This is a genomic window from Streptomyces sp. NPDC043853 (assembly GCF_056436025.1).
The window spans coordinates 169131-191747 of record NZ_JBWKDJ010000007.1 but is presented as its reverse complement, the minus strand read 5'-3'; the positions used below and the strand labels follow the sequence as shown (position 1 = coordinate 191747).

Genomic DNA, 22617 nt, shown 5'->3' with positions numbered 1-22617 from the left:
CCTTGTTCATGAAAGGACAGAACATGTCGAACGAGCCTCTCCGGCTTGCAGTGATCACCAGCAGCGTCCGCGAGGGCCGGTTCGGTCCGGTGGTCGGTTCCTGGTTCACCGAACTGGCCGCGCAGCGCGCGGACCTGACGGTCGACCCGATCGACCTCGCGGACCACGAGCTGCCCGCCGCCCTTTCGCAGAGCCCCTCGGAGGAGACCGCCGAGATCCTCGCGAAGATCTCGCCGCGCCTGGAACAGGCCGATGCCTACGTGGTCGTGACACCGGAGTACAACCACAGCTTCCCGGCCTCCCTGAAGCACCTCATCGACTGGCACTACACGCAGTGGCGTGCCAAGCCGGTCGGCTTCGTCTCCTACGGCGGCCTGGCGGGCGGCCTGCGGTCGGTGGAGCAGCTGCGGCCGGTCTTCGCCGAGCTGCACGCGGTCACCGTGCGCGACGCCGTCAGCTTCCACATGGCGTGGGAGCAGTTCGGTGAGGACGGCAAGCCGAAGGACGAGACCGGTCCGTCCGGCGCCGCCAAGGTGCTGCTGGACCAGCTCGTGTGGTGGGGCACCGCGCTGCGCGAGGCCCGTGCCAAGAACCCGTACCAGGCCTGACGGACCGCCGGCGGGGGAGGGGTCCGCGACACCCCTCCGCCGCCGGCCGCCGGCCGCCGCCCCCGTTCCCGCCGCCCGGATCCGTTCCGCCGCCCGACCACCGACAGACGTACGAAAGCAGAGGGAAGAACATGCCCGCAGCAGACGCCACGATCCGGGGCCGGATCGACGAGCTGAGCGAGATCAAGGAGGGCGCACGGCGCGGCCCGGACCCGGCGGCCACCGAGCGCCAGCACGCCAAGGGCAAGCTGACGGCCCACGAGCGGATCGCGCTGCTCCTGGACAAGGGCTCGTTCAACGAGGTGGAGCCGCTGCGCCGGCACCGGGCCAGTGGGTTCGGGCTGGAGGACAGGAAGCCGCACGGCGACGGCGTGGTCACCGGCTGGGGCACCGTCCACGGCCGGACGGTGTTCGTCTACGCGCACGACTTCCGGATCTTCGGCGGGGCATTGGGCGAGGCCCACGCCCAGAAGATCCACAAGGTGATGGATCTGGCGGAGGCGGCCGGGGCCCCGCTGGTCTCCCTGAACGACGGCGCCGGCGCGCGGATCCAGGAGGGGGTGTCCGCGCTGGCCGGCTACGGCGGGATCTTCCAGCGCAACACGCGCTGCTCCGGGGTGATCCCGCAGATCAGCGTGATGCTCGGGCCGTGCGCGGGCGGCGCGGCGTACTCCCCGGCCCTGACCGACTTCGTCTTCATGGTCCGCGAGACCTCGCAGATGTTCATCACCGGCCCGGACGTGGTCAAAGCCGTCACCGGCGAGGAGATCAGCCAGAACGGCCTCGGCGGAGCCGATACGCACAGCAGTGTCTCCGGCGTCGCGCACTTCGCCTACGACGACGAGGAGAGCTGCCTGGAGGACGTCCGCTACCTGCTCTCCCTGCTGCCCTCCAACAACCGCGAACTCTCCCCGGTGGAGCACTCCGGCGACCCGGCGGACCGGCTCACCGGCGCCCTGCTCGACCTGGTGCCCGTCGAACCGGGCCAGGCGTACGACATCCGCTCCGTCATCGAGGAGATCGTCGACCAGGGCGAGTACTTCGAGGTGCACCCGGCCTGGGCCGCCAACATCGTGTGCGCGCTGACCCGGCTGGACGGGCACGTCGTCGGCATCGTCGCCAACCAGCCCTCCGCGATGGCCGGCGTGCTCGACATCGAGGCCTCGGAGAAGGCGGCCCGGTTCGTACAGTTCTGCGACGCCTTCAACATCCCGCTCGTCACCCTGGTCGACGTGCCCGGCTTCCTGCCGGGCGTGGACCAGGAGCACAACGGGATCATCCGGCGCGGTGCCAAGCTGCTGTACGCGTACTGCAACGCCACCGTGCCGCGGATCTCGCTGGTGCTGCGCAAGGCGTACGGCGGCGCGTACATCGTCATGGACTCCCGTTCCATCGGCGCCGACCTGGCCCTGGCCTGGCCCACCAACGAGATCGCCGTCATGGGCGCGGAAGGCGCGGCCAACGTCGTCTTCCGGCGCGAGATCAACGCGGCCGAGGACCCCGAGGCGGTGCGGCAGCGGCGGATCGCCGAGTACAAGGACGAGCTGATGCACCCGTACTACGCGGCCGAGCGGGGCCTGATCGACGACGTCATCGACCCGCGGGAGACCCGCTCGGTGCTGATCCGTTCCCTGGAGATGCTCCGCGCCAAGCACGCCGAACTGCCCTCCCGCAAGCACGGCAACCCGCCGCAGTAGCGGCGGGCCGCCCGACCAGCCGAGAACCCCACCACCGAACCAGCCGAGCACCCGACCGGGGGAAGCCACCCATGCAGAAGAAGAACACCGTCCTGGTCACCGCGGCCACCGGGAACGTGGGACCGCACGCCGTCCGCCTGCTGCTGGAGGCGGGCGTCGCCGTCCGCGCCCTGGTGCTGAAGGACGACCCGAACCTCTCCCGGCTGCCCGAGGGCACCGAGCTGTACGAGGGGGACCTGCGCGACCCCGACAGCCTGGACGCCGCCCTGGCGGGAGTCGACGGCGTGCTCCTGATGTGGCCCTTCTTCACCACCTCCGTGGAGACCGCCCCCGCCGTCGTACGGAAGATCGGGGCGGCCGCCCGCAGGGTGGTGCTGGTCTCCTCGGTCGGCGTCCACATCGGACTGGAGCGGGTCGACAACAACTGCCACGCCTACCTCGAAGAACTGCTGGAGGCGACCACCCTGGAGTGGACCTTCCTGCGCACCACCGGCTTCCAGGCCAACGCGCTGGGCTTCGCCCCGCAGATCCGCGCCGGCGACACGGTGTACTTCCCCTATGGCGAGGCCACCCGCACCTCGGTGCACGAGGGCGACCTGGCGGCCGTCGCCGTGACCGCGCTGACCCGGCCCGGCCCGCACGCCGGACAGAAGTACCTGGTGACCGGCCCGGAGGAACTGTCCCAGCGGGAGCAGGTCCGCATCATCGGCGAGGTCCTCGGGCGTGAACTGGGCTGGCAGGACGTGGAGCACGAGGCCGCCCGCGCCGCCATGGTCGGCTCCGGCTGGCCGCCCTCGTACGCCGACGGCGCACTCGACTACTTCGCGATGCTCACCAAGGAGCCGGAGCTCGGTTCGACTGTCGTCGAGGAGGTGACCGGCCGTCCCGCCCGCACCTTCCGCGCCTGGGCCGAGGAGCACGCCGACGCCTTCCGCAACGACGCCTGAACACCCTTACGCACCGCACCAACGGAGTTGTCCCATGCCATCCGATACCGCCACACACCGGCCGGACGTCGGCTTCGTCACCTTCGGCGTCCTGCGGGTGGACACACCCCGGACCGCGGACGAGCTGACCGCGGTCCTCACCGGGGAGGTGCGGGACTGGGTGCGGCACACACCCGGGTTCATCTCCTCGCGGGTCCACCGGAGCGCCGACGGCACCACGGTCATCAACCGCGGCGAGTGGACCAGCGAGTCCGCCTACCGCTCCTCCTTCCAGGAGAACCCGGCCGGCGGAGTGCTGCACGCACTGGGCTCGCGCCCCGGAGTCCTGGCCGCCACCGTCTTCTGCGGCACCCCGGCGCCCGGCATCGAGGGACCCGAGGCCACCGGACGGCCGGGCGTGGTCGTGGTCGCCACCCGGCACCTCGACGGCCGGGACTCGGCCCGCAAGGTCCTGGAGCTGCTGGCCGGGAGCGGCGAGTGGAAGCGGGAGTTCCCGGGCTTCATCTCGGCCACCCCCTACCTCGACCGGGACGGCACGACCTTCATCAACTACCCGATGTGGGTGAGCGAGGTCGCCTACCAGGCCTGGATGGCGGACCCGCGGATCTCGGAGGGCCAGGAGGAACTCGCCCGGCTCGAAGTCGCCCCGCCCGAGTACGTGCTGTGCACCGTCGCCGCGCAGGTGGACGCGGCGCCCCGACCCCTCACGGAGGAACCGACCCGATGACCGCCATCGCAACCGACGAAGAGACCGGGACCGACCCGCGGTCGGTCGAGACGGCGCTGGACGCGCTGTGGGAGACGATCTACGACCCGGGCAGCCGCGCCCTCGTCGACGGCCTGGGCATCGGCCGCACCTGGCGGATCCTCGAACTGGGCGCCGGCGCGGGCTCGATGGCGTACTGGTTCGCCGAGCGCGCCGACCAGGGCTCGGTGCTCGCCGTCGACTCCGACACCGGCAAGCTCGACGCCGGCCGGGCCGCCAACCTCACCGTGCGGCAACTGGACGTGACCGAAGCAGATTTCGAGCCCGGCAGCTTCGACCTCGTGTTCGCGAGGGCGTTCTTCGAGCACCTGGCGCAACCCGAGGAGGTACTGCGCCGCGCGGTGGACTGGCTGGCCCCGGGCGGCCACCTGGTGGTGGAGGACTTCTACTTCCTGCCCAGCGAGCACTGCTCCACCGACGTGGGCCGGACGCTGGTGGGCGCGTACCTGAAGGGATGGGAGGCGGCCGGGGCCGACATGCACTGGGGCCGACGGCTCCCGGCGACCCTGGCCCGGGCCGGACTGGAAGCGGTGGACCTGAGGGTCACCCCACTGGGGCCGGGCCAGCACGCCGTCGACAACGAGCTGATGCGGCTGCGGATGAAGCTCCAAGGACCCGGCCTGGTCGAGAAGGGACTGGTCGGCGCGGAGGACCTGGCGGCGTTCGTGGCCAACCTCGACGACCCGACGGCGCGTGACGTGACCACCCTGCTCTTCTCCGCCTCCGGCCGCCGCCGGCAGGCATGACCCACGCCACCACCTTCCCCAGGAGGAGAGGAACCATGAGCTCACCGTCGGCCCGGCCGGTCCGCAGTGGCGGCCCGGCGGCCACCCTGGTCCTGGCAGGCACCCTGACGATCATGGCGGGCGCCACCGTGGCACCCGCGATCCCGGGCATCCGCGAGGCCTTCGCGGACACGCCCAACGTCGACCTGCTGGCGCGCATGATCACCACCACCCACGCACTGGCCATCGTGCTGTTCTCGCCGCTGGCGGGCTATGTCGTGGAGCGGCTCGGCCGCAAGCGCGCGCTGGTCACCGGCATGCTCGCGTTCGGCATCGGCGGCAGCTCCGGTGCCTACCTGCCGGACCTCATCAGCATGCTGGCCGGCCGCGTGGTGCTCGGCGTCGGCGTGTCGCTGATCATGACCAGCAGCATGGCCATGATCGCGGACCTGTACGAGGGTGCCGACCGCCAGCGCCTGCTGGGGCGGCAAGCCGCCGCGGGCTCCTTCGGCGGCGTGGTGCTGCTGCTCGGCGGCGGTGCCCTGGCGGGCCTCGACTGGCGGGTCGTCTTCCTCATCTACCTGCTCGGCGCGCTGCTGGTGATCCCCGCGCTGGTCTACCTCCCCAAGGGCCGTACGACGACCGCCGCCGCGTCCGCGGCCGGGCCCGGCCCCGGTTCCCCGGCGGCCGGGAAGGGCGCGCGGCAGCGCACCCGGGTGCCGGCCGGCATCCTGGCGGCGCTCGCCGCGATGACGCTCGGCCAGGTCGCCTTCTACTCCGTGCCCGTGCAGGTGCCCTTCCTGGTGGAGGACCACTTCAAGGCCGCCTCGGTGGTCTCCGGCGCGGTGATGGCCGTCCAGACCTTCACCACCGGCATGGTGGCGATGCGGTTCGCCTTCTTCCGCCGGCTCGCGGGCGAGTACACCCTCGTCGCACTGTCCTTCCTCGCCATCGGCCTGGGCTACGTGGTGCTCGCGGTGGCCCCGAACGTGGCGGTGCTGGTGCTCGCCCTGCTCATCATGGGCACCGGCCTGGGCTTCCTGATGCCGAACCTCAACAACTGGGTGCTGGCCGAGGCGCCCGCGCTGGTACGGGCCCGCTACGCGGGTCTGCTGACCACCTCGCTCTTCCTGGGGCAGTTCCTGGCTCCGGTCGTGACGCAGCCGGTGGTGGGTGCACTGGGCATCCAGCCGACGTTCGGCGTGATCGCCGGGGCCGCCCTGGTGGTGGCCGTGGCGTACTGGCTGGGCGGCCGCCGCGTCACCGGTCGGATGCGATCCGCGGACCGGCCGGGAGCCGGTCCTGGTGCCGGGGCCGGTGCCGGTGCCGGTGCCGGGGCCGACCGGTCCGCCGGGCGTACGGCCGCGGACCGTGAGGCCGTACGGGAGCTGGTCGACCGCCATCTGCTCGCGCTGGAGGCGGCCGGCCGGGACGAAGGACCCGGCCGGCCCGCCGGGTACCGGGAGGTGTTCACCGAAGACGTCCGGTTCGCCTACCCCGACGGAACGGTGCACGGGACCGAGGGTCTGAGCGCCTTCCACGACCGGGCCCGCCGGGACTGGGGCAGCGTGCTGGAGGTCAACGCCGAGTACGCGATCGACCTGGACGGGGACCGCGCGGTGGTCACCGTCCACCAGATCGTCACCCACACCCCGGACACCGGGACCGGCACATCCGCCGGCACGGCGGGGAGCACCGGGGCGGCCGCGGCCGGCGATGCCGGACTGGACATCGTCGGCCACTACGAGGCCGAGGCCGTGCGCACCCGGGAGGGCTGGAGGTTCGCCCGGCTGACCGTCCGCGCCGTCGAACCCGCCGTCGCCGGCTGAGCGGAGGGAAGGACCCCGATGACCGAGAGCACCGTACCGGTGCGGGTCGCCGTCGCCCTCGATCCGACCTGCGTCCACTCCTACATCGGCTGGACCCGCTTCGCCCGGGCCGCCCGCCGCCACCGCGCGGCGGGCGGTGCCGTCGAGGTCACCTTCCTCCCGTTCCAGGTGTCACCCGACGCCCCGGCCGAGGGCCGTCCGCTCCCGGAGGTCCACTTGGGCTTCTTCGGCAGCGCGGAGCGGGCCCGGCAGGCCACCGACGCGATGGCCGCGACCGGGGCGCGGGACGGCCTGGAACTGGACTTCACGCGGGCCGTGCACGTCAACACCTTCCAAGCGCACCGGCTGCTGGCCGCGGCGGCGGCCCAGGGCCGGGGCGAGGCAATGGCCGAGCGGCTGTTCCGGGCCTATCTGACGGACGGTCTGAACATCGGCGACCCCGCCGTCCTGGACCGGCTCGCGGCCGAGACCGGCGTACGGCCGGAGCCCGTCGCGGCCGCCGCCCTCACCGCCGAACTGGCCCGGGTCCGGGCCCTGGGCATCCACTCCGTCCCGGTGTTCCGTTTCCACGACGGGCCCACGGTCACCGGGGCGGCCCCCGAGGAGACCTTCCGGCGGGCCCTGGCCGCACCGCAGGCCACCGGGACCTGAACCGGTCCCGTACCGGGTCCCGTCCCGCTCCCGCCGTACCGCCGTACCGCCCCCACTTCCACCTGGAGAACTCATGCGTACGAAGTCCCCCCGCCCGCTGTGGAGCGCGGCCGCCGCCGGTCTGCTGTTCACACTGACCGCCACCGCCGGGGTCGCACCGGCGACGGCCCAGGAGGCGACCGCGGCCGCGGGGGCCCCGGCCGGCGAGGAGGCGTCCCGGGTCCAGGTCCTGGACATCGTGTCCTCCGCGGACGGCCTGCGGATCCCCGCCACCGCGCGCCCGGGCACCACCACGTTCCGGGTGACCACCACCGACCCGCGGTCGGGCTGGGTCTCGCTGGTCCGTCCGAAGCCGGGCGTGACCTTCGAGGAGTTCCGCTCCGCCCTGCTGAAGATCATCAACCACAACGGCCCGGACATCATCGAGGGCAGCGCCGAACTGCGCGAGCGGGCCGAACTCATCGGCGGCACGGTGATCCATCCGAACCTGCCGGCCTCCTTCACCAAGCAGCTGGAGCCCGGCACGTACTGGTACTTCGACTACCAGAGCATCCGCGACGAGAACCCGCGCCACGGGGAGATCACCGTCTCCGGCCGACCGGTCACGGCCGCCGCCCCCGCCCCTTCGGCGGTGCTCACCGGGCGGATGGAGGGCGACCGGCCGCTGTGGGACCTGGAGGGCACGGTCCGGTCCGGACGCCCGATCCTGTTCCGCAACGCCATGCCGACGGACCAGAACATCGAGGCGATCTTCTTCCGCCTCGCGGACGGCGTCACCGAGGCGGACCTCAAGGCGTACATCGACGAGTTCAGCGACAGCGGCCGGTTCCCCGACCACTCCGGTGCGCTCGACCTGGAGCAGGGGACGGGCGGCCTGCCCATGAACAGCGGGCAGAGCTCCCTGCTGCAGCTCTCGCTCCAGCCGGGCCGCTACGCGGTGGTCGACTTCTTCGTCGACGCCAAGGCAGGAACGATCTTCATCAAGCGAGGGCACTGGAAGGTCTTCGAGGTCCGTTGAACTTCCGGCATCCACCCCGCCGCCGGGGCCCGTACGACCGTACGGGCCCCGGCGCCGTTCCGTACGAGCCGACAGGGAGACCATGACCATGAGCACGTCCGGTGTGACCGCAGAAACGTTCATTCGCATCGAGAAGGGGTGCCCCGACCCGGACGAACTGGCCGCGCTCACCGCTGTCCTGCTCGCCCGCTCCGCCGCCCGGGACGCGGCCGTCTTCGGCACCGCCACGGCGGGTCCGACGCCCGTACGCTGGCGCCGGGCGGAACGCCACGGCGGCGGCCACTCCGCCGCGCGCGGCTGGCGGGGAACTCCGGTGCGCGGAGCCGGAGGCGCCAGATGACCGGCGACACGGCCGGCGACACGGCCGGTGACACGACGGGTGACACGGGGGAACTCGGCCGCCTGAGGACGCAGCTCCGCTCGGTCACCGACCGGCTGGAACTGTGCGAGCTCTTCGAGCGTTACGTCATCGGCCTGGACACCGTCGGCGAGCAGGACATCGACGACGACTGGTTCCGCTCGATCCTGACCGAGGACGTCCGGCTGAGCTTTCCCATCGGCACCCGCGAAGGCCTTGGCGGCTTCGCGGACTTCCTGCGCGAGGCCCGCGGCTGGTGGGACCGTACCCACCACGTCAGCTCCAACACCGAGATCGCCTTCGACGGCGACCGGGCGGTACTGCGGGTGCACCAGCTCGCCGTCCATGTGCACCGTGGCCCCGCACCGGAGGCGGGATCCCTGTTCGAGGTCGGCGGCTACTACCGGGCCGGAGCCGTCCGCACCCCGGCGGGCTGGCGCCTGGACCGGCTCGCCTTCCACGTCCAGTGGACCCGGGGCGAGCCGCTGGCGTCGATGGCCGGGGTCGACCTCCGATCAGTCCACCCCGCCTTCCTGGCGCCGGCAGCCGCTCCCGGCGCCCCCGGTGCCGCCGACCGGACGGACCGCCGCACCACGCCGGGGAGGGACCGATGAGCCACGACCTCCTCGAACGGACCGAACGGACCGAACGGACCGAACGGACCGAACGGACCGAACGGACCGAACGGACCGAGCGGACCGAGCGACCCGAGCGACCCGAGCGACCCGAGCGGGCGACCGGGCGGCGGGACCCCGTACGGCCGGCCCTGCTCGCCGGCGAGCAACGCGAGGCCCCCGACCACCACGTATTCCGCGGCACCGACTGACGGCCCGACGCGCACCGTCCACCCGCGCCCCGCCCCGCCCCCGGAGCCGTCTTCCAGGCCCCGGGGCCCGGGGCTCGACCCCGGCGCCACCCCGCAGCCGCTCGCCCACGACCCCGGCAGGGGACCCCGCCTGCACCGTCCCACTACCGGGAAGTAGAGTCCCGCTCTGCCGGATGATCAGCCCCACATGCTCGGACGGCCGCACCTTTTCCCGCCTGCCGTGACGAACACCGGGTTGATTTCCGTGACCAGATCCCCGCGCCCTCAGCCGCGCACCCTTCCGTACGCCCTCCGCGCCACCGCCGCGTGCACCGTGGCCGCCACCACGGCCGGACTCCTCACCGTCACGGCCGCCGCCGCTCCCACGGCCGCGGCCGCCGCCCCGGCCTGCACCGGCACCCAGTTCACCCGCGAGTTCTTCGCCGGCACCACGTTCTCGGGCAGCCCGAAGAAGACCGACTGCGACAGCGCGGTGAACGAGACCTGGAGCGGGGCGCCCGCCACCGGGCTGCCCTCGGACAAGTTCGGCGTCCGCTGGTCCCTGACCCGAGACTTCGGCTCCGGCGGCCCCTTCACCTTCACCGTCGCGGCCCGCGACGGCATCCGCGTCCACCTCGACGGCGTCCGCAGGATCGACCTGTGGAAGGACGTCACCACCACCCAGACCAGGACGGTGAACGTGACCGTCCCGGCCGGCCGCCACACCCTGCGCATCGACTTCGTCAACTGGACCGGCCCGGCCAACGCCTCCTTCTCCTACGCACCCCGGACCGCCGCCGCCGACGACAAGGTCAAGCCGCTCGCCCCGGCCAAGGTCGCGGCCGTCCTCGACCACGCCACCGCGCAGGCGAAGGTGTCGTGGACCGCGAACAAGGAGATGGACCTGGCCGGCTACCGGGTCTACCGCCGCCTCGACGGCAGCACCACGATCACCCTGGTGAAGACGCTGGCCGCGACCGCGACCGGCCACGCCGAAGTACCGCCCACCGCAGGACGCACGTACCACTACACGGTCCGGGCCTTCGACAAGGCGGGCAACACCTCCGACGCCGGAGCGGCGGCCCCGCTGCCCACCGTCGCCGTCACCGCACCCGCCGGCCTGACCGCCCGGGGCGAGGACACGGGCATCACCCTCACCTGGAAGCCCGTCACCGGCGCCGTCCGCTACCAGCTCCGCCGCCAGGGCGAACCGGACCTCCTCCGCACCGCCACCGGCACCCGCTTCACCGACACCGCCGTCGCCCGCTCCCAGGCGCACAGCTACCAGGTGGCCGCCGTCGACGGAGCCGGCCGGGTGTCCCCGTACAGCACGTGGGTGAAGGCGGAGCGCGCACCGGCCCCCGTGCGGGAACTGAACGCGAGCGCCACCCGTCCCGGCGAGATCACCCTGACCTGGATGGCGGACCCGAAGACGGACGGCACGCACCGCGGCTTCCGGGTGCACCGCTCCACCACGCTCCCGGTGCCCACCACCGGCGAGCCGCTCCCGTGCACCCCGGCCTCCACCCGGCTCCCGGACGGCCGCATCCAGTACACCTGCACGGACAGGTCGGGCATCGCCTCGAAGACCACGTACCACTACACCGTCGTCGGCGTCGGCAACCCGGGCGACCTCCGCACCGCGCCCTCGAACACCGCCACCGTCACCTCCCTCTACGAGGACCGCACCCCGCCGCCGGCCGTGACCGGCCTGACCGCCAAGGCCACCGAGTACGGCATCGTGCTCACCTGGGACCCGGTTCCCGCGCCCGACCTCAAGCGGTACGAGGTCTACGCCGGACACCTCCTCGGTGACGAGACCGAACAGGTCTGCTCGGCGGGCGTCATCGCCTACCTGGGCCCGGAGACGACGGGGTACGTCCGCCCGGTCCTCCCCGACGGTGACGAGGGCTGCTACTTCGTCGACGCCATCGACGCGAACGGCAACTCCGCCTTCCGTACGACCGGCAACGCCCGGGTCGTCGCCGCCACCGAGCTCGACCTGACCCCGTCCGTCGAGACCCCGGACTACGGACCGTTCGGACTCCAGGCCGTCCCGAGCGCCGACGGCAAGGCGGTCGACCTCTCCTGGAACGCCGTCGAGGGGGCCACCGGGTACCGCATCGACCGCTGGGACCCGGCGGCGAAGGCGTACCGGAAGGTGGCGCAGACGGCGGCGCCGTCCCCCACCGCGTACACCGACACCACGGCCCGGACCGGCACCACCCACTACTACCGGGTGACGGCCCTCCTGGCCGACGGCACGGAGTCGGCGCCGGAAGGCGAGTACGTCATCCTGCAGCCCTGACCGGGCCGCCGTCGGCCCCGCCGAAGCCCCAGGCCTCGATGTCGCGGTAGTGGATCGGCCCCGGGCCGCGCCCGAAGTTGCTGCCCACCAGGTGCAGCCGCTCGGCCCGCCAGCCGCGGCCGGTGAACCCGGCCAGTCCCGCGGCGGCCTCCACCACACTGGTGGGGTCGTCGCGGCGGGCCCGGGCCAGCGTCAGATGCGGCCGCAGAGGCCGTTCCTCGAACTCGACGCCGCACCCCCGGACCACCGCCCGGACGTCCGTGGCGAGCCGGTGCAGCCCGTCGAGGTCCCCCTCGATCCCGCTCCACAGCACCCGCTCGTCGAAGTGCCCGCCGCCCCGCAGCGCCAGCTCCAGGGGCTCGCGCCCCGCCGCGAGCTCCGCCAGCGGCCGCCTTAGCGAAGGCACCACCGCCACCGGCAGCTCGCCCAGGAACGCCAGGGTGATGTGCCAGTCCTCGATACGGTTCCACCGCATCCGCGGGTACGCCTCGTACGCGGGGCCGAGCGCCCGCTCCAGCTCCTCCTTGGCATCGTCGGGCGGCGCCAGCGCTATGAACACGCGGACGGTGGCGGCACGGCTCTCTTCTCTCACACCGACTTCGTACACCACCGTGCCCACCCCCCGTGACCTCGACCCCCCTTGATCGTTTGCCGGGGCGTGGGGATCAGCGCCGCCAGGGGGCGGGCAACGGGACGGACGGCGGCGGCCGCCGTGCCCGCCGTGCTGCTCGCGGCCCTGCTCGGCGGCGGCTGCGCAGCGGAGCCGCAGCCGTCACTCCCCACCTCCGAGCACGGGCGCAGCGACCTGATCAAGGCCGCCCAGCAGGTCCTGGTGGACCGCTGCATGACGGCCCGTCACGCCGCCGGGCCGCCCCCGCGCGAGGAGGCGCTGTTCGGCACCGGCCCCGCCGAGCTCTCGGTCACCCTCGCCACCGGCCACACCGTCCGTACGCACACCGACGGCTGCCTGGCCGAGGCCCACCGCTTCCTCTACGGCGACCAGGCCCGCTGGTTCCGCGCCCAGGTCACCGTCAACAACCTGCTCCCCGAGGCCCAGGCCGGGCTCGCCGAGGACCCCGCGTACCGGGCCGCCCTCGCCCGCCGCGCGGCCTGCGCCGACCACGACACCGCCTGCATCGGCGCGAGCGGCCTGGAGCAGCTGCGCACCCGGCTGGAGCCCGCCCGGCTCGCCGAGGTCCGCGCCGCGCACCGCGCCGAGATCGCCACCCACGACCGGCTGCGCGAGCGCGCACTGCACCGCGCCGCCGGGCTTCTGGCCGACCCGCCCACCCCCCACCCGAAAGGCCACGCTGTTCCATGAACCCGCTGAAGAAGAGCAAGCTGCTCACCACCGCCGCCGCGGCGTTCCTCGCCCTCACCGGCGGCCTCGCCGCGGCCACCCCGGCCGGTGCCGCCGACTGCCCCAGCGGCGAGTTCTGCGCCTGGGAGAACGCCGACTTCACGGGCCAGCGCGCCAACTGGTCGGGTGACGACGGGTGGTGGGAGAGCTGGATCGCCGACGCGGACTCCTCCTGGGCCAACCACGGCATCTCCGGCCCCGGCGTCAAGGACCACGTGAAGGTCTACTCCCGGGCGGGCCAGGGCGGCCACATGACCATCTGCCTCACCCCCGGCCAGGAGGTCAACTACAACGGCGCGGCCAACGACAACGGAGACTCCCACACCTGGTCCATGAGCTGCTGACCGTCAGTCCAGACAGAACTCGTTGCCCTCGGGGTCGGCCATCACGATGAAGCCGTTGCTCATCGGGGGAGCGGGTTCGAAGCGGCGCAGCCTCGTCGCCCCGAGGGCGACGAGGCGGCCGCACTCGGCCTCCAGCGCGGCCATCCGCTCCTCCCCCTCCAGCCCCGGAGCCGCACGGACGTCGAGGTGGACCCGGTTCTTGGCCGTCTTGCCCTCCGGTACCTGCTGGAACAGCAGCCGCGGGCCCTTCCCCTCCGGATCCTCGACCGCCGAGACCGCGTTGCGCTGATCCTCCGGCACACCGAGCCGTGCGAGGAACTCGTCCCAGGCGGCCATCGGGTCGGCCCCCTCCGGCAGGTCGACCCCGGGCGGCGCGGGATACACGTAATCCAGCACCTCGCGCCAGAAGGACGACAGTGCCCGCGGATCGCGGGCGTCGAAGGTCACCTGGAAGCCACGGCTCATCCTCGTGCTCCGTTCGCATGCGGGCGGGTGTGCAGGTAGAGGTCGCGCAGCAGACAGACCTCGGACAGGTGGTGGATCAGCTCGCGGTGGACGTGCAGCACCAGATCGGCCATCGGCGCCTCCGGGTAGGCGGGCTCCTTCGCGCCGACCGGCACCCGCAGCCCGGCCTCGCCGAGCCCGCGTACCCCGGCCACCCAGACGTCGAGCTGCTCCCGGAGCTGGCCGAGCGCGGCGGCCGCGCCGCCGGCGTACTCCCAGGTGTCGTACGAGGCCGGCGGCGCGCCGAAGTGCGCGGCATTGCGCATGGCCAGTACGCCGACGATCACGTGACCGAGTCGCCAGGCGATGGTGGTGAAGGGCGCGGGGACCGGCTCGGGATAGCCGTAGTCGATGGTGAAGTCCCCGCCGCCGGCCTGCACGGGCGCCGTCGAGCTGCCCCGCGGACGTACGCTCCAGGCGTCCGGCACCGGCGACCAGAAGTACTCGTCATCGCTGAGCCCGTCGAGCCGGGCCCGCAGCTGGTGCTCCCAGTGGAACTCCCACTGCCACCGGAGCGTCCGGTTCCAGTCGAGCTCCCGCGCAGCACCCGGCTGTCCGGTCTCATCCGCACCCATGCCCCCACCCTGACACCCGGAGCACCGGGAACGCGGCTGCCGCCGCCGGTGTGGCGTCCGCAAGCGCCTCAATCGACGGCGGACCGGCCCAGCGTACGGAGCACCTTGTCGAGCCGGGTCCGGCGGGACGCCGGGGTGCGCGCCTGGAGCAGGGGGAGGAGCAGCTGGTAGCGGCCGGTCCGGTCGAGGGCCTCGTAGGCGGCCCTGGCCGCGGGGTCCGCGTCGAAGGCCGCCGCGAGTTCGGGCGGCACGGTCGCCGTCTTCTGCGAGGCGTAGGCCGCGACCCACCGCCCGTCCTCCCGCGCCTTGCGGACCTCGGCGAGCCCGGGCTCCCGCATCCGCCCGGCGGCCGTCAGCCGCTCCACCTTCTCGACGTTCACCTGCGACCACAGGCTCCGCGGCCTGCGGGGCACGTACTTCTGCAGGTAGTACCGGTCGTCGAGGGACCGCCGCTGCCCCGAGATCCAGCCGAAGCAGAGCCCGATGTCCACGAGCTCGTCGGAGGTGACGGAGGGGATGCCCGACCCCTTCTTCGCCATCTTGATCCACACGCCCTCGGCCCGCGCGTGGTGCCCGGCCCCCAGCCACCCCTCGAAGGCCGCCCCGTCCGCGAACGCGATGATCTCCACACCGTCGATCTGCTCGGTCTCCATGCGCCTCACCCTAGTGCTGCTCCGCGGAAGTTGGTGGAGGGGTGTTGGGCCTGGCGGCGTATTCGTCCGTGAGGATGCTGCAGGTACACCAGTCACCCGTGCACGGAGTGCCGGCCTAGGCCCCGTATGGGCCGAGGCCGGCCATGAGACGGAGTACCTCCGCACGGTCCGGCGCGGTGAGAGCGGGGAGTGTTGCCTGGGGCGACAACCGCCAGGCGACCGGGACGTCGTCCGTGTCGCAGATGACCTGTGCGTCGATGAACAGGGTGTAGAGGGGATGCTCAGGAAAGTCGTTGAGCCGCAGGACCAGCCAACGTCCTTCGGCCCGGGCCGCGTAGGGAAAGACAGCTGTGCCAGTGTCATGCCACGTGACCCCTGCGGGCAGCGTGAGAGGCTTCATGACCGGCGCGCCCGGGTCGACGGGTCGGACGGGATCCGCCCGGTGGGGTTGCTGAGGTACAGAGCGCAAGCGCAGTCCAGTGCTTCCTCGGGAGATCCCGCGAGTGAGCCGCTGGGAAGGATGTTGTCTTCGTAGCCGTCACGGCTGGCGAGGTAAAGCGCGAAGCCCCAGGTGTGCAGGACGCCTGTGAATCGCAGGCGGCACAGTGGCAGCGGTTCCTCGTCGGGCAGTTCACCTGCGACGTAGGCGAAGCCTGCCCGATAGCGGATCGTCACACCGGTCAACTGCGGCCAGTGGACACAGGCGTGATCGTTCAAACGCTGACGCAGTGAGACCTGCATCGATGGCGGCGGGTTCTTCGGCACGGCCCCATCCTGCAGGCTTCTGCTGCCCTGCGCCATGATCACCGTCCTGGTCGGTGGTGGACGGGGTGGGTCCGATGGCGGGGGCGAGGGCGGTCGTGGTGGAGCTCACCGAGCCAGCACGGGCGCGGCTGGGGAAGCTGGCGGCATCGGCGACCGCGCAGGTTCGGCAGGTACTGCGAGCGCGGATCGTGCTTGCGGCGGCGGCGGACGGGCGTGCCGTGACCAGTGCTCTTACCGGTAACGGCTGCCGGCCCGGCAGTGCGGCTGCCGGGGCCACTGACAGGGCTGTTCTACCGGCAGTAGAATCGGGTCCATGGACAGGAGCAAGCCCACGAGCATCAAGGCGACCGAGGCGACCCGGGACCGGCTCCGCCTCCTCGCGCAGGAGCGCGGTACGACGATCACCGAGCTCCTTGAGGAGCTCGCGCAGAGCCGGCTGACCCGGGCCGAGCAGGAGCAGCGGGCGCTGCTGGCCGCGGCGGAGCTCGGGCTGGAGTACACCGAGCAGGTGCAGCAGGCAGGGCAGTCGGCCTGGGAGAAGATCCGCGCCCATCAGGGCGGCACCGCCGCGTGAACCTGACGGCCGTCTTCGACCACACCGCGCTCGTCGCCCTCTACCGGGCCGACCCCTTCTTCACCGGCCTCTACATCGAGTCCTCCCGAGGCACCGGCAGGATCCTGATCCCGGCCCTGTCCGTCCTGGCTGCCGAGCGATCGGCTCCCGGTGCCGGCTCCCACTCCGCGCGCCTGCGCTTCGCCGAGACCGTGCCCTTCACCGCGGCGCACGCCCTGGACGCCGCGTCCTGGCCCGGCACGGACTGGCCGGTCACGCACCCCGCGGCCATCGCCTGGCAGGCCGCGAAGTCGGGAGAGCCCGTCACCGTGCTCTCCCTGGTCCCCGAGGGATACGAGGGAACCGGCGTCCACCCGCTCAACCCCACCTGACGTTCCGGCCACAGGGCGGGCGGCCGAGGGGAGGGGCAATCCGGTGACCTACTGGGCGGCGGGCCCGTCGTGGTGGAGGGGCCCGTCGTGGTGGAGGCGGCGGTCGAGATCGGCGGACCAGGCCAGGGCCCAGGCGCGGAGTGCGGCGATCTCCGGCCGGTCGAGGCCGTACGTGCCGAACTCCTCGTCGTCGATCCACTCGGAGCCGTTCAGGCGGTCCCGGAGGTCCTCCAGCAGGAAGCCGTCGTCGCGTGCGTGACGGGCGCCGAGGCGTTCCAGGTCGCGGGTGCCGCGGAGCCGGGCGGCGGCGTGCACGTCGATCAGGTCGCGGGGGAGACCGCGATCGGCGAGGGCGCGGACCTTGGTGCCGATCACGGTGTCGAGGGCGAGGACCGGGCGGTACTCGGTGTCGACGGGCGAGGACCAGAAGTGCTCCTTGAGGACGTCGACTTCGCAGTCCTCGCCGGTGACGGGGTCGGTGACCATCAGGCGCGCGGCGAGGGGGTCGACCTCGATCGGCCGCACCCGCCAGCCGCGGGCGGCGAGCCCGTCCTGCAGGCGCGCCGCGATGTCGGCCATCGACGCCGGGTCCTGGGTGGCCACGTCGAGGTCCTGGCTGAGCCGGTCGACCAGGCCGTGGGCCTGGACGGCGTAGCCGCCGGCCAGCACCAGCGGATAGCGGGACCCGATGTCGATGACGGCGGCCAGCAGCCGCCGGTGCAGGTCGGTGAGCCTCACGCAGCCGCGGCCCCGGCTCCGGCGGCAGCGGCCAGCTCGGGGAAGGCCTCCTCCCACACGGCGCGGATGTGCCGGCTGACCAGCTTGCGCAGGACGGGCCACTGCTCCAGCAGCAGGTCGCGGTCGAGGAGGTGGAGGAGGTCCTCGTGCAGGCCTTCGGCCAGCACCGTGCGGTACATGCCCATCCGCAGCTTCGGCCGGTCCAGGTCGAAGGTACGGAGCCCCGACCAGGCCACGTGCGCGGGCAGTTCGACCAGGCCGCCGCGGGGGCCCGCGAGCTTGTCCAGCGAGGCGGGCAGCCGCCGGGCGTACCGGTCCCGGAGTACCTGCTCGGCGGACGGGCCCGGCTCCCCGCTGTCGTACACGATCACGCGGCCGATTATCCCCTGCCACCCCCACCCCGCACATCCCGTCCACCGGATTCACCGACCGACCACACCGACGCGCGTGAACAGATGCTCGATGTATGCAGGGGCGTGCATGGGATCCGTGCCGACCCTGCGCCGAGGTCGCCGCATTGCCGCAAAAGCGGATATCCAGGCATATACCATGACTTTGCGCAGCGAGGGTGACGACGTACTCCGGAGGCATAGTGAGCGAGCGGCCCGTCCTTCTCCCGTACGCCGACCCGGCCTTCGTGGCCGACCCCTTCCCGCTGTACCGCCAACTGCGCGAGGACGGCCCCGTGCGCCGTGCCGTCATCGCGGGCGGCCTGGACGCCTGGCTCGTCACCCGCTACGAGGACGCCCTCGCCGCACTCTCCGACACCCGCCTCAGCAGCGACGTACGCGACGCCTCGGACACCCGCCTCCTGGAGCAGCTGCCCGAGACCGAACGCGAGTCGATGATCGGCAACATGCTCCGCAGCGACCCGCCCGACCACACCCGGCTGCGCCGCCTGGTCTCCAAGGCGTTCACCGCCCGCCGCGTCGCCGAGATGCGCCCCCGGATCCAGGCCGTGACCGACCGGCTGCTGGACGCGGTCGTCCCGGCCGGCCGCGCCGACCTCGTCGCGGACTTCGCGCTGCCGCTACCCGTCACCGTGATCAGCGAAATGCTCGGCGTGCCCGTGGACGACCGCCTCGACTTCCAGCGCTGGACCGACCGCATCATCATGCGGGGCGAGCGGCTTCCGGACCCCGCCGTGGTCAACGAGACCTGGCAGCACATGCGCGGCTACATCACCGGGCTCATCCGGGACAAGCGGGCACACCCCGGCGACGACCTGCTCAGCGCCCTGGTCACCGCCCGGGACGAGAACCGGCAGCTCACCGAGGACGAGCTGATCGCCATGGTGTTCCTGCTGCTCGCCGCCGGCTACATCACCACCGTCAACCTGATCGGCGGCGGCATCGCCACCCTGCTCGCCCACCCCGACCAGCTCGCCTTGCTGCGCGAGGACCCCGGCCTGCTCCCCGGCGCCATCGAGGAGTTCCTCCGCTACGACGGCCCGGTCAGCCCCGGCATCGCCCGCTTCGCGCGCGAGGACGTCGAGATCGCGGGCGTGACGGTCCCGCGCGGCGCGACGGTGCTGATCGCCTCGGCCATCGCCGACCGCGACCCGGCGCGCTTCGCCGACCCCGACCGCCTGGACGTCACCCGCCAGGACAACGCCCACCTGGCCTTCGGGCACGGCATCCACTACTGCCTGGGCGCCCCACTGGCCCGGCTCGAAGGCCAGATCGCCATCGGCACCGCCCTGCGCCGCCTCCCCGGCCTCGCCCTCGCCGTACCACCCGAGGAGATCCGCTGGCGCCCCGGCGGCCTGCGCGGCCCCCAGACCCTCCCGGTGACCTTCGCACCGGGCGGCCGGGGCGGCGGCCAATGCTGACCCGACCGACCGCGTTGGGCAAGCCCTTCACCCGCTGGTCAATCCGCAAATCGCCGATCACCTACGGCGCAGCATCTCCCGGCCCGTCCGGATCGGCCGGGAGGCCCTGCGCTGCCTCCTGGCCCTCCGCGGCGTCTCCTTCCGGCGCACGAAGTCCCTGAAGGAGACGCCGGACCCGGCGTTCGACGCCAAGCTCGCCAGGATCGAGTACGCGGTCAACGAGCGTCCGGACCGCACGTTCGCATTCGACGAGTTCGGGCCACCACACCTGGGCCGCCCTGCCATCGATCCGAGCTGCCCGTCCGGACGGCGCCCCGATCTACGTGATCCTCAGTGAACGTCAGCAGCGCTGGGGCCGCCCACCTCCCGAAGCGGCGTGACCATGCGGGGAGTTACTCCAGTCGATACCTGAGGCCACGCACTCATTTCGCCAACCGGAAGTGCACGATGGCGATGGTGTCGGTCGGCTCGATGTGGGGGTAGTGAAACCGCAGTCTGTCGTGAAGCTCAGCGAGATCACGGAAACCGTCCGCTCGGGCGTCCGACTCGCTGAGCTGGGCAATCGTCTTGGCAGTGACCTGCGTGACGACACCCGGTAGTACCACCTCGTTGTCCAACTCGAACACCAGGCTCACCGGGCCCGTCTCCACCGGGTCACGGAAACGTACCGTGGTCGTTTTCTGTCCGGCGCGTACTGCATCGAGATAGTCAGGATGGAAGTACAGGGTCTGAGTCGCCGTTGAGTGCTGCCATGAAGTGGTGTCGTCCATTCGGTGCACCCTAACGGAACGAGCAAACCCTCCGTGTCACACAATCCGGTGGATGCCCCGGGCCCCCGCCGGTGAACGTTTCCGGTCACGGCAAAGGACTTGTCCGGCCTTGAAGGCATCGTGATCAAGCCGCTGACCAGCGTCTATCACCCCTCGTGCCGGGAGTGGACCAAGATCAGACGGCGTGACACCACTGAAGCGATCATCGGCGCGATCGCGGGCACCATCGCCCGCCGCAGCTGCTCATCCCTGGCCGCCACGACCAGGACGGCCGGCTGCGCGCGGTCGGCCGCATGGTACCCCTGCGCCGGGACCCCTCCCGGCAGGTCGCGGAGCACCTGGCCGCGGCCGGCCCCGGACACCCTGGACGGGTGTCCGGTTCTCTGCGGCGTGGGGGAGCCGTGACGTCCTGGACGTCACGGTGGTGCGCCCGGACGTGGTGGCGGAGTTCAGCGCTGATTGGGCCGTTGACCGGGGCGTTTTCCGTCATCCACTCGGGTTCCAGCTCTGCACCTGGACGTCACCGTGAGCGACGTCCCGCTGTTCGGGCAGGGGCCGGTTGCGGCAGTAGGCTGACCGCCGATGGTGCTGCCCGCTGCCCGCTGCCCGCTGCGCGCTGGCGAACGGGTTCCTTGGGGGTCGGCACCACGGGCAGGTCACGGGGTCGTGTTTCACACAGCTGGCTCGCCCGAACACGGTGAGGGTGGCTTCGGCGTTGTTCGCGACGTACCACGGACCGCGCCCTCGATCACCGTGGACGGGTCGGCGTCGCTCGGGAGCGAGAACCCGCCGCCGACGACCTTCCTTCCGGTGTCGGCCGGGTCCCGGGCCGACACCGGGGTTCGCGGGCGGTGGTGGAGCCCGCCGGTTCGGAGGCGGCCCGGGCAGCGCTGCGGGGGCCGATCGGTGCCCGGGTGGCGGCCGTCCTGGGGGCGCCGTTGGCGGGGTGCGCCCGTACCGACCGCGGCGGCGGCCCGATCGTCAGGCCGTCGATGTGCGATCGGAGTGCGATTCTGGCTTGCGCCAGTAGGCCTGGTGAACGCGGTGGCGGTTCGGGTGCCGGTTCTCATTCGCCCACCTCATGACTGGTCGGCTGCTCTTCCGGCCGACGACCGTTCGCTCTCGCGGATGGCGGCCTCCGCAGCGGGGCGATGGGACCGGTTCAGGACTGTTGCTGCGGAGAGCACCGCTGGGGCCGCTGCAAGCGCGAAGCAGAAGGACAGGGGCAGGCGGCCCACCAGCCACCCCGTAGCGGCCATGGCCCCCGCTGAACCGGCATTGAAGGCGGTGTTGACCCAGGCGCCCGCTTGGGTGCGGACAGCGGGGCTTACGGACTCGTCGGCGATCAGGTAGGCAGTCGTTATGGCCGGAGCGATGAACAGCCCGCCGACTCCGACCCATGCAATGAACACATAGGGATGGGGCGAGAGCCCCGTCGCAGCCAGGACCAGCCCCAGCGCTGTGGCGAGGAGCGCCAGCCGCAGCCGGCTTGAGGCGCGCCATGGGATGGCGCCGTAGATCAGGCCGCCGATGGCGCTGCCGGCGGACAGCGCGGCCAAGGCCCAGGCCGCTGCCTTGGGTTGGTGGTGATGCTCAGTGAAGGCGATCACCAGGAGGTCCAGGGCGCCGAGGCACATGCCCATTCCGGCGGAGACGGCAATGGCCTGACGCAGCCCCGGGTTTCCTTGCAGTGGCGGCCGGCGCCGTGGGGAGGGGTTCGGGCTGGACGTGGAGTCTTCGGACGGCGCGGAGGGCTTCGCAGGATTGTTCTCGCCGCGTGCCGGTGGGGATGAGGCCAGGGCAAGCGAGCCGGTCAGTACGAGCGTGGCGCTCGTCGCAAGACCGACCGATGGCTCGGTGACTCTCATCAGCAGGCCCACTAGCAGTGGTCCGATGACCAGAAGGAGTTCTTCGGCGACGGCGTCGAGGCTGTAGGCGCGCTGAAGTAGCCGACGGTCAGGAACCAGTTGCCTCCACAGCGTCCGCATCACCGGGCCCAGCGGCGGTGAACTGGCACCAGCGGTCATGGCCATGATGCTCAGCAGGACCACCGGAGTGCCGCCCCGCGAGGTCGCGAAGGCCAGCCCTGCCAGCAGCAGGGCGTAGGCGGTAGCCATCGGAGGCAGCACGCGGCGTATTCCGTACCGGTCAAACAGAGCAGCCCGGGTCGGCGAGAGAAGGACACTGGTCACCCAGAACATGGCCATCACCGTGCCTGCCGCGGCATAGGAGTCGGTGGCCGTCTTGACTGCCAGCACCCCTGACAGGGAGAGCATTCCGTAGGACAGTCGGCCCAACAGTGCCGCGCCAAATGTGCGACACGCATGGGGAGTCCGCAGGACCGCCGCGTAGGAAGGCGTCAGGGAAGAAGAAGACATGATCATGTTCCTCGGAGAGGCAGCGCCCAGTCAGAGGCACTC

Annotated in this window: 26 protein-coding genes and 1 pseudogene; 18 read left to right on the top strand and 9 right to left on the bottom strand. The window is 72.2% G+C overall.

Features of this window, described 5'->3' with window-relative positions; genetic code table 11:
* The first annotated feature begins 23 nt into the window (after positions 1-23).
* The 12 genes from AC067U_RS20205 to AC067U_RS20150 all read left to right on the top strand — a co-directional run bounded on the left by AC067U_RS20205 (position 24) and on the right by AC067U_RS20150 (position 11712).
* Complete coding sequence (locus AC067U_RS20205) at positions 24-608, top strand: NADPH-dependent FMN reductase (protein ID WP_478831107.1); 585 nt, start codon at positions 24-26, stop codon at positions 606-608.
* A gap of 131 nt (positions 609-739) precedes the next feature.
* Positions 740-2305, top strand: a complete 1566-nt coding sequence (locus AC067U_RS20200) for an acyl-CoA carboxylase subunit beta (protein WP_478831106.1) — start codon at positions 740-742, stop codon at positions 2303-2305.
* Between the two features lie 71 nt (positions 2306-2376).
* Entirely contained in the window at positions 2377-3252 is an 876-nt protein-coding gene (locus tag AC067U_RS20195; protein WP_478831105.1) for an NAD(P)H-binding protein, read from the top strand.
* Positions 3253-3286: 34 nt separating this feature from the next.
* Positions 3287-3979: a putative quinol monooxygenase gene (locus AC067U_RS20190; RefSeq protein ID WP_478831104.1), complete on the top strand. Its 693-nt coding sequence runs from the start codon at positions 3287-3289 to the stop codon at positions 3977-3979.
* Positions 3976-4764 carry a class I SAM-dependent methyltransferase gene (locus AC067U_RS20185; protein WP_478831103.1) on the top strand — a complete coding sequence of 263 codons (789 nt, stop codon included), beginning with the start codon at positions 3976-3978 and terminating at the stop codon, positions 4762-4764. The genes AC067U_RS20190 and AC067U_RS20185 overlap by 4 nt, the downstream gene beginning before the upstream one ends.
* 35 nt (positions 4765-4799) lie before the next feature.
* Entirely contained in the window at positions 4800-6572 is a 1773-nt protein-coding gene (locus AC067U_RS20180) for an MFS transporter (RefSeq protein WP_478831102.1), read from the top strand.
* An 18-nt stretch (positions 6573-6590) separates the two neighbouring features.
* Positions 6591-7223, top strand: a complete 633-nt coding sequence (locus AC067U_RS20175; protein ID WP_478831101.1) for a DsbA family protein — start codon at positions 6591-6593, stop codon at positions 7221-7223.
* Positions 7224-7296: 73 nt separating this feature from the next.
* The gene (locus tag AC067U_RS20170; RefSeq protein ID WP_478831100.1) at positions 7297-8241 is read left to right on the top strand and encodes a hypothetical protein; all 945 of its coding nucleotides are present in this window, start codon (positions 7297-7299) and stop codon (positions 8239-8241) included.
* Between the two features lie 88 nt (positions 8242-8329).
* Positions 8330-8581 carry an acyl-CoA carboxylase epsilon subunit gene (locus AC067U_RS20165; RefSeq protein WP_478831099.1) on the top strand — a complete coding sequence of 84 codons (252 nt, stop codon included), beginning with the start codon at positions 8330-8332 and terminating at the stop codon, positions 8579-8581.
* A complete protein-coding gene (locus tag AC067U_RS20160) occupies positions 8578-9213 on the top strand; it encodes a nuclear transport factor 2 family protein (RefSeq protein ID WP_478831098.1) in 636 nt (211 codons plus the stop codon). The genes AC067U_RS20165 and AC067U_RS20160 overlap by 4 nt, the downstream gene beginning before the upstream one ends.
* Entirely contained in the window at positions 9210-9425 is a 216-nt protein-coding gene (locus tag AC067U_RS20155) for a hypothetical protein (RefSeq protein WP_478831097.1), read from the top strand. The genes AC067U_RS20160 and AC067U_RS20155 overlap by 4 nt, the downstream gene beginning before the upstream one ends.
* A gap of 244 nt (positions 9426-9669) precedes the next feature.
* Positions 9670-11712, top strand: a complete 2043-nt coding sequence (locus tag AC067U_RS20150) for a PA14 domain-containing protein (RefSeq protein WP_478831096.1) — start codon at positions 9670-9672, stop codon at positions 11710-11712.
* Here the strand turns inward: AC067U_RS20150 and thpR are convergent.
* Positions 11696-12304, bottom strand: a complete 609-nt coding sequence (gene thpR, locus AC067U_RS20145; protein WP_478831095.1) for an RNA 2',3'-cyclic phosphodiesterase — start codon at positions 12302-12304, stop codon at positions 11696-11698. The genes AC067U_RS20150 and thpR overlap by 17 nt on opposite strands.
* A 66-nt stretch (positions 12305-12370) precedes the next feature.
* Here thpR and AC067U_RS20140 point away from each other — a divergent pair, with 66 nt between their 5' ends.
* A complete protein-coding gene (locus AC067U_RS20140; RefSeq protein WP_478831094.1) occupies positions 12371-13033 on the top strand; it encodes a hypothetical protein in 663 nt (220 codons plus the stop codon).
* Positions 13030-13416: a peptidase inhibitor family I36 protein gene (locus AC067U_RS20135; RefSeq protein WP_478831093.1), complete on the top strand. Its 387-nt coding sequence runs from the start codon at positions 13030-13032 to the stop codon at positions 13414-13416. The genes AC067U_RS20140 and AC067U_RS20135 overlap by 4 nt, the downstream gene beginning before the upstream one ends.
* Before the next feature lie 3 nt (positions 13417-13419).
* Here the strand turns inward: AC067U_RS20135 and AC067U_RS20130 are convergent, their stop codons facing one another.
* From AC067U_RS20130 to AC067U_RS20115, 4 genes are all read right to left on the bottom strand, one after another.
* On the bottom strand, positions 13420-13881 hold the full coding sequence (locus tag AC067U_RS20130; protein ID WP_478831092.1) for a VOC family protein: 462 nt from the start codon (positions 13879-13881) through the stop codon (positions 13420-13422).
* Positions 13878-14495: a DinB family protein gene (locus AC067U_RS20125; RefSeq protein WP_478831091.1), complete on the bottom strand. Its 618-nt coding sequence runs from the start codon at positions 14493-14495 to the stop codon at positions 13878-13880. The genes AC067U_RS20130 and AC067U_RS20125 overlap by 4 nt, the downstream gene beginning before the upstream one ends.
* A 68-nt stretch (positions 14496-14563) precedes the next feature.
* Positions 14564-15148: a YdeI/OmpD-associated family protein gene (locus tag AC067U_RS20120; RefSeq protein WP_478831090.1), complete on the bottom strand. Its 585-nt coding sequence runs from the start codon at positions 15146-15148 to the stop codon at positions 14564-14566.
* 396 nt (positions 15149-15544) lie between these two features.
* Entirely contained in the window at positions 15545-15949 is a 405-nt protein-coding gene (locus tag AC067U_RS20115; RefSeq protein WP_478831089.1) for a hypothetical protein, read from the bottom strand.
* 277 nt (positions 15950-16226) lie between these two features.
* On the opposite strand from AC067U_RS20115, the gene AC067U_RS20110 reads away from it, so the two are divergent.
* Together AC067U_RS20110 and AC067U_RS20105 are read left to right on the top strand one after the other, a co-directional pair.
* Positions 16227-16487, top strand: coding sequence for a hypothetical protein (locus tag AC067U_RS20110; protein ID WP_478831088.1), 261 nt, complete (start codon positions 16227-16229; stop codon positions 16485-16487).
* Positions 16484-16858, top strand: a complete 375-nt coding sequence (locus AC067U_RS20105) for a PIN domain-containing protein (RefSeq protein WP_478831087.1) — start codon at positions 16484-16486, stop codon at positions 16856-16858. Before AC067U_RS20110 ends, AC067U_RS20105 begins: the two co-directional genes overlap by 4 nt.
* Positions 16859-16906: 48 nt before the next feature.
* Here the strand turns inward: AC067U_RS20105 and AC067U_RS20100 are convergent, their stop codons facing one another.
* The gene (locus AC067U_RS20100) at positions 16907-17596 is read right to left on the bottom strand and encodes a nucleotidyl transferase AbiEii/AbiGii toxin family protein (protein WP_478831086.1); all 690 of its coding nucleotides are present in this window, start codon (positions 17594-17596) and stop codon (positions 16907-16909) included.
* Positions 17593-17967, bottom strand: a complete 375-nt coding sequence (locus AC067U_RS20095; protein WP_478831085.1) for a hypothetical protein — start codon at positions 17965-17967, stop codon at positions 17593-17595. Before AC067U_RS20095 ends, AC067U_RS20100 begins: the two co-directional genes overlap by 4 nt.
* A 221-nt stretch (positions 17968-18188) precedes the next feature.
* Between AC067U_RS20095 and AC067U_RS20090 the strand changes: the two genes are divergently transcribed.
* Both AC067U_RS20090 and AC067U_RS20085 read left to right on the top strand, forming a co-directional pair.
* Positions 18189-19427 (top strand): cytochrome P450 family protein, encoded by a 1239-nt coding sequence (locus AC067U_RS20090; RefSeq protein ID WP_478831084.1) that lies wholly within the window; start codon positions 18189-18191, stop codon positions 19425-19427.
* Positions 19427-19780, top strand: a pseudogene (locus tag AC067U_RS20085) (IS630 family transposase); the annotation flags it as partial. The gene AC067U_RS20090 and the pseudogene AC067U_RS20085, both read left to right, overlap by 1 nt.
* A gap of 69 nt (positions 19781-19849) precedes the next feature.
* On the opposite strand, the gene AC067U_RS20080 reads toward AC067U_RS20085, so the two are convergent.
* Together AC067U_RS20080 and AC067U_RS20075 are read right to left on the bottom strand one after the other, a co-directional pair.
* The gene (locus AC067U_RS20080) at positions 19850-20197 is read right to left on the bottom strand and encodes an ASCH domain-containing protein (protein ID WP_478831083.1); all 348 of its coding nucleotides are present in this window, start codon (positions 20195-20197) and stop codon (positions 19850-19852) included.
* Positions 20198-21276: 1079 nt separating this feature from the next.
* Complete coding sequence (locus AC067U_RS20075) at positions 21277-22575, bottom strand: MFS transporter (protein WP_478831082.1); 1299 nt, start codon at positions 22573-22575, stop codon at positions 21277-21279.
* Positions 22576-22617: the final 42 nt, after the last annotated feature.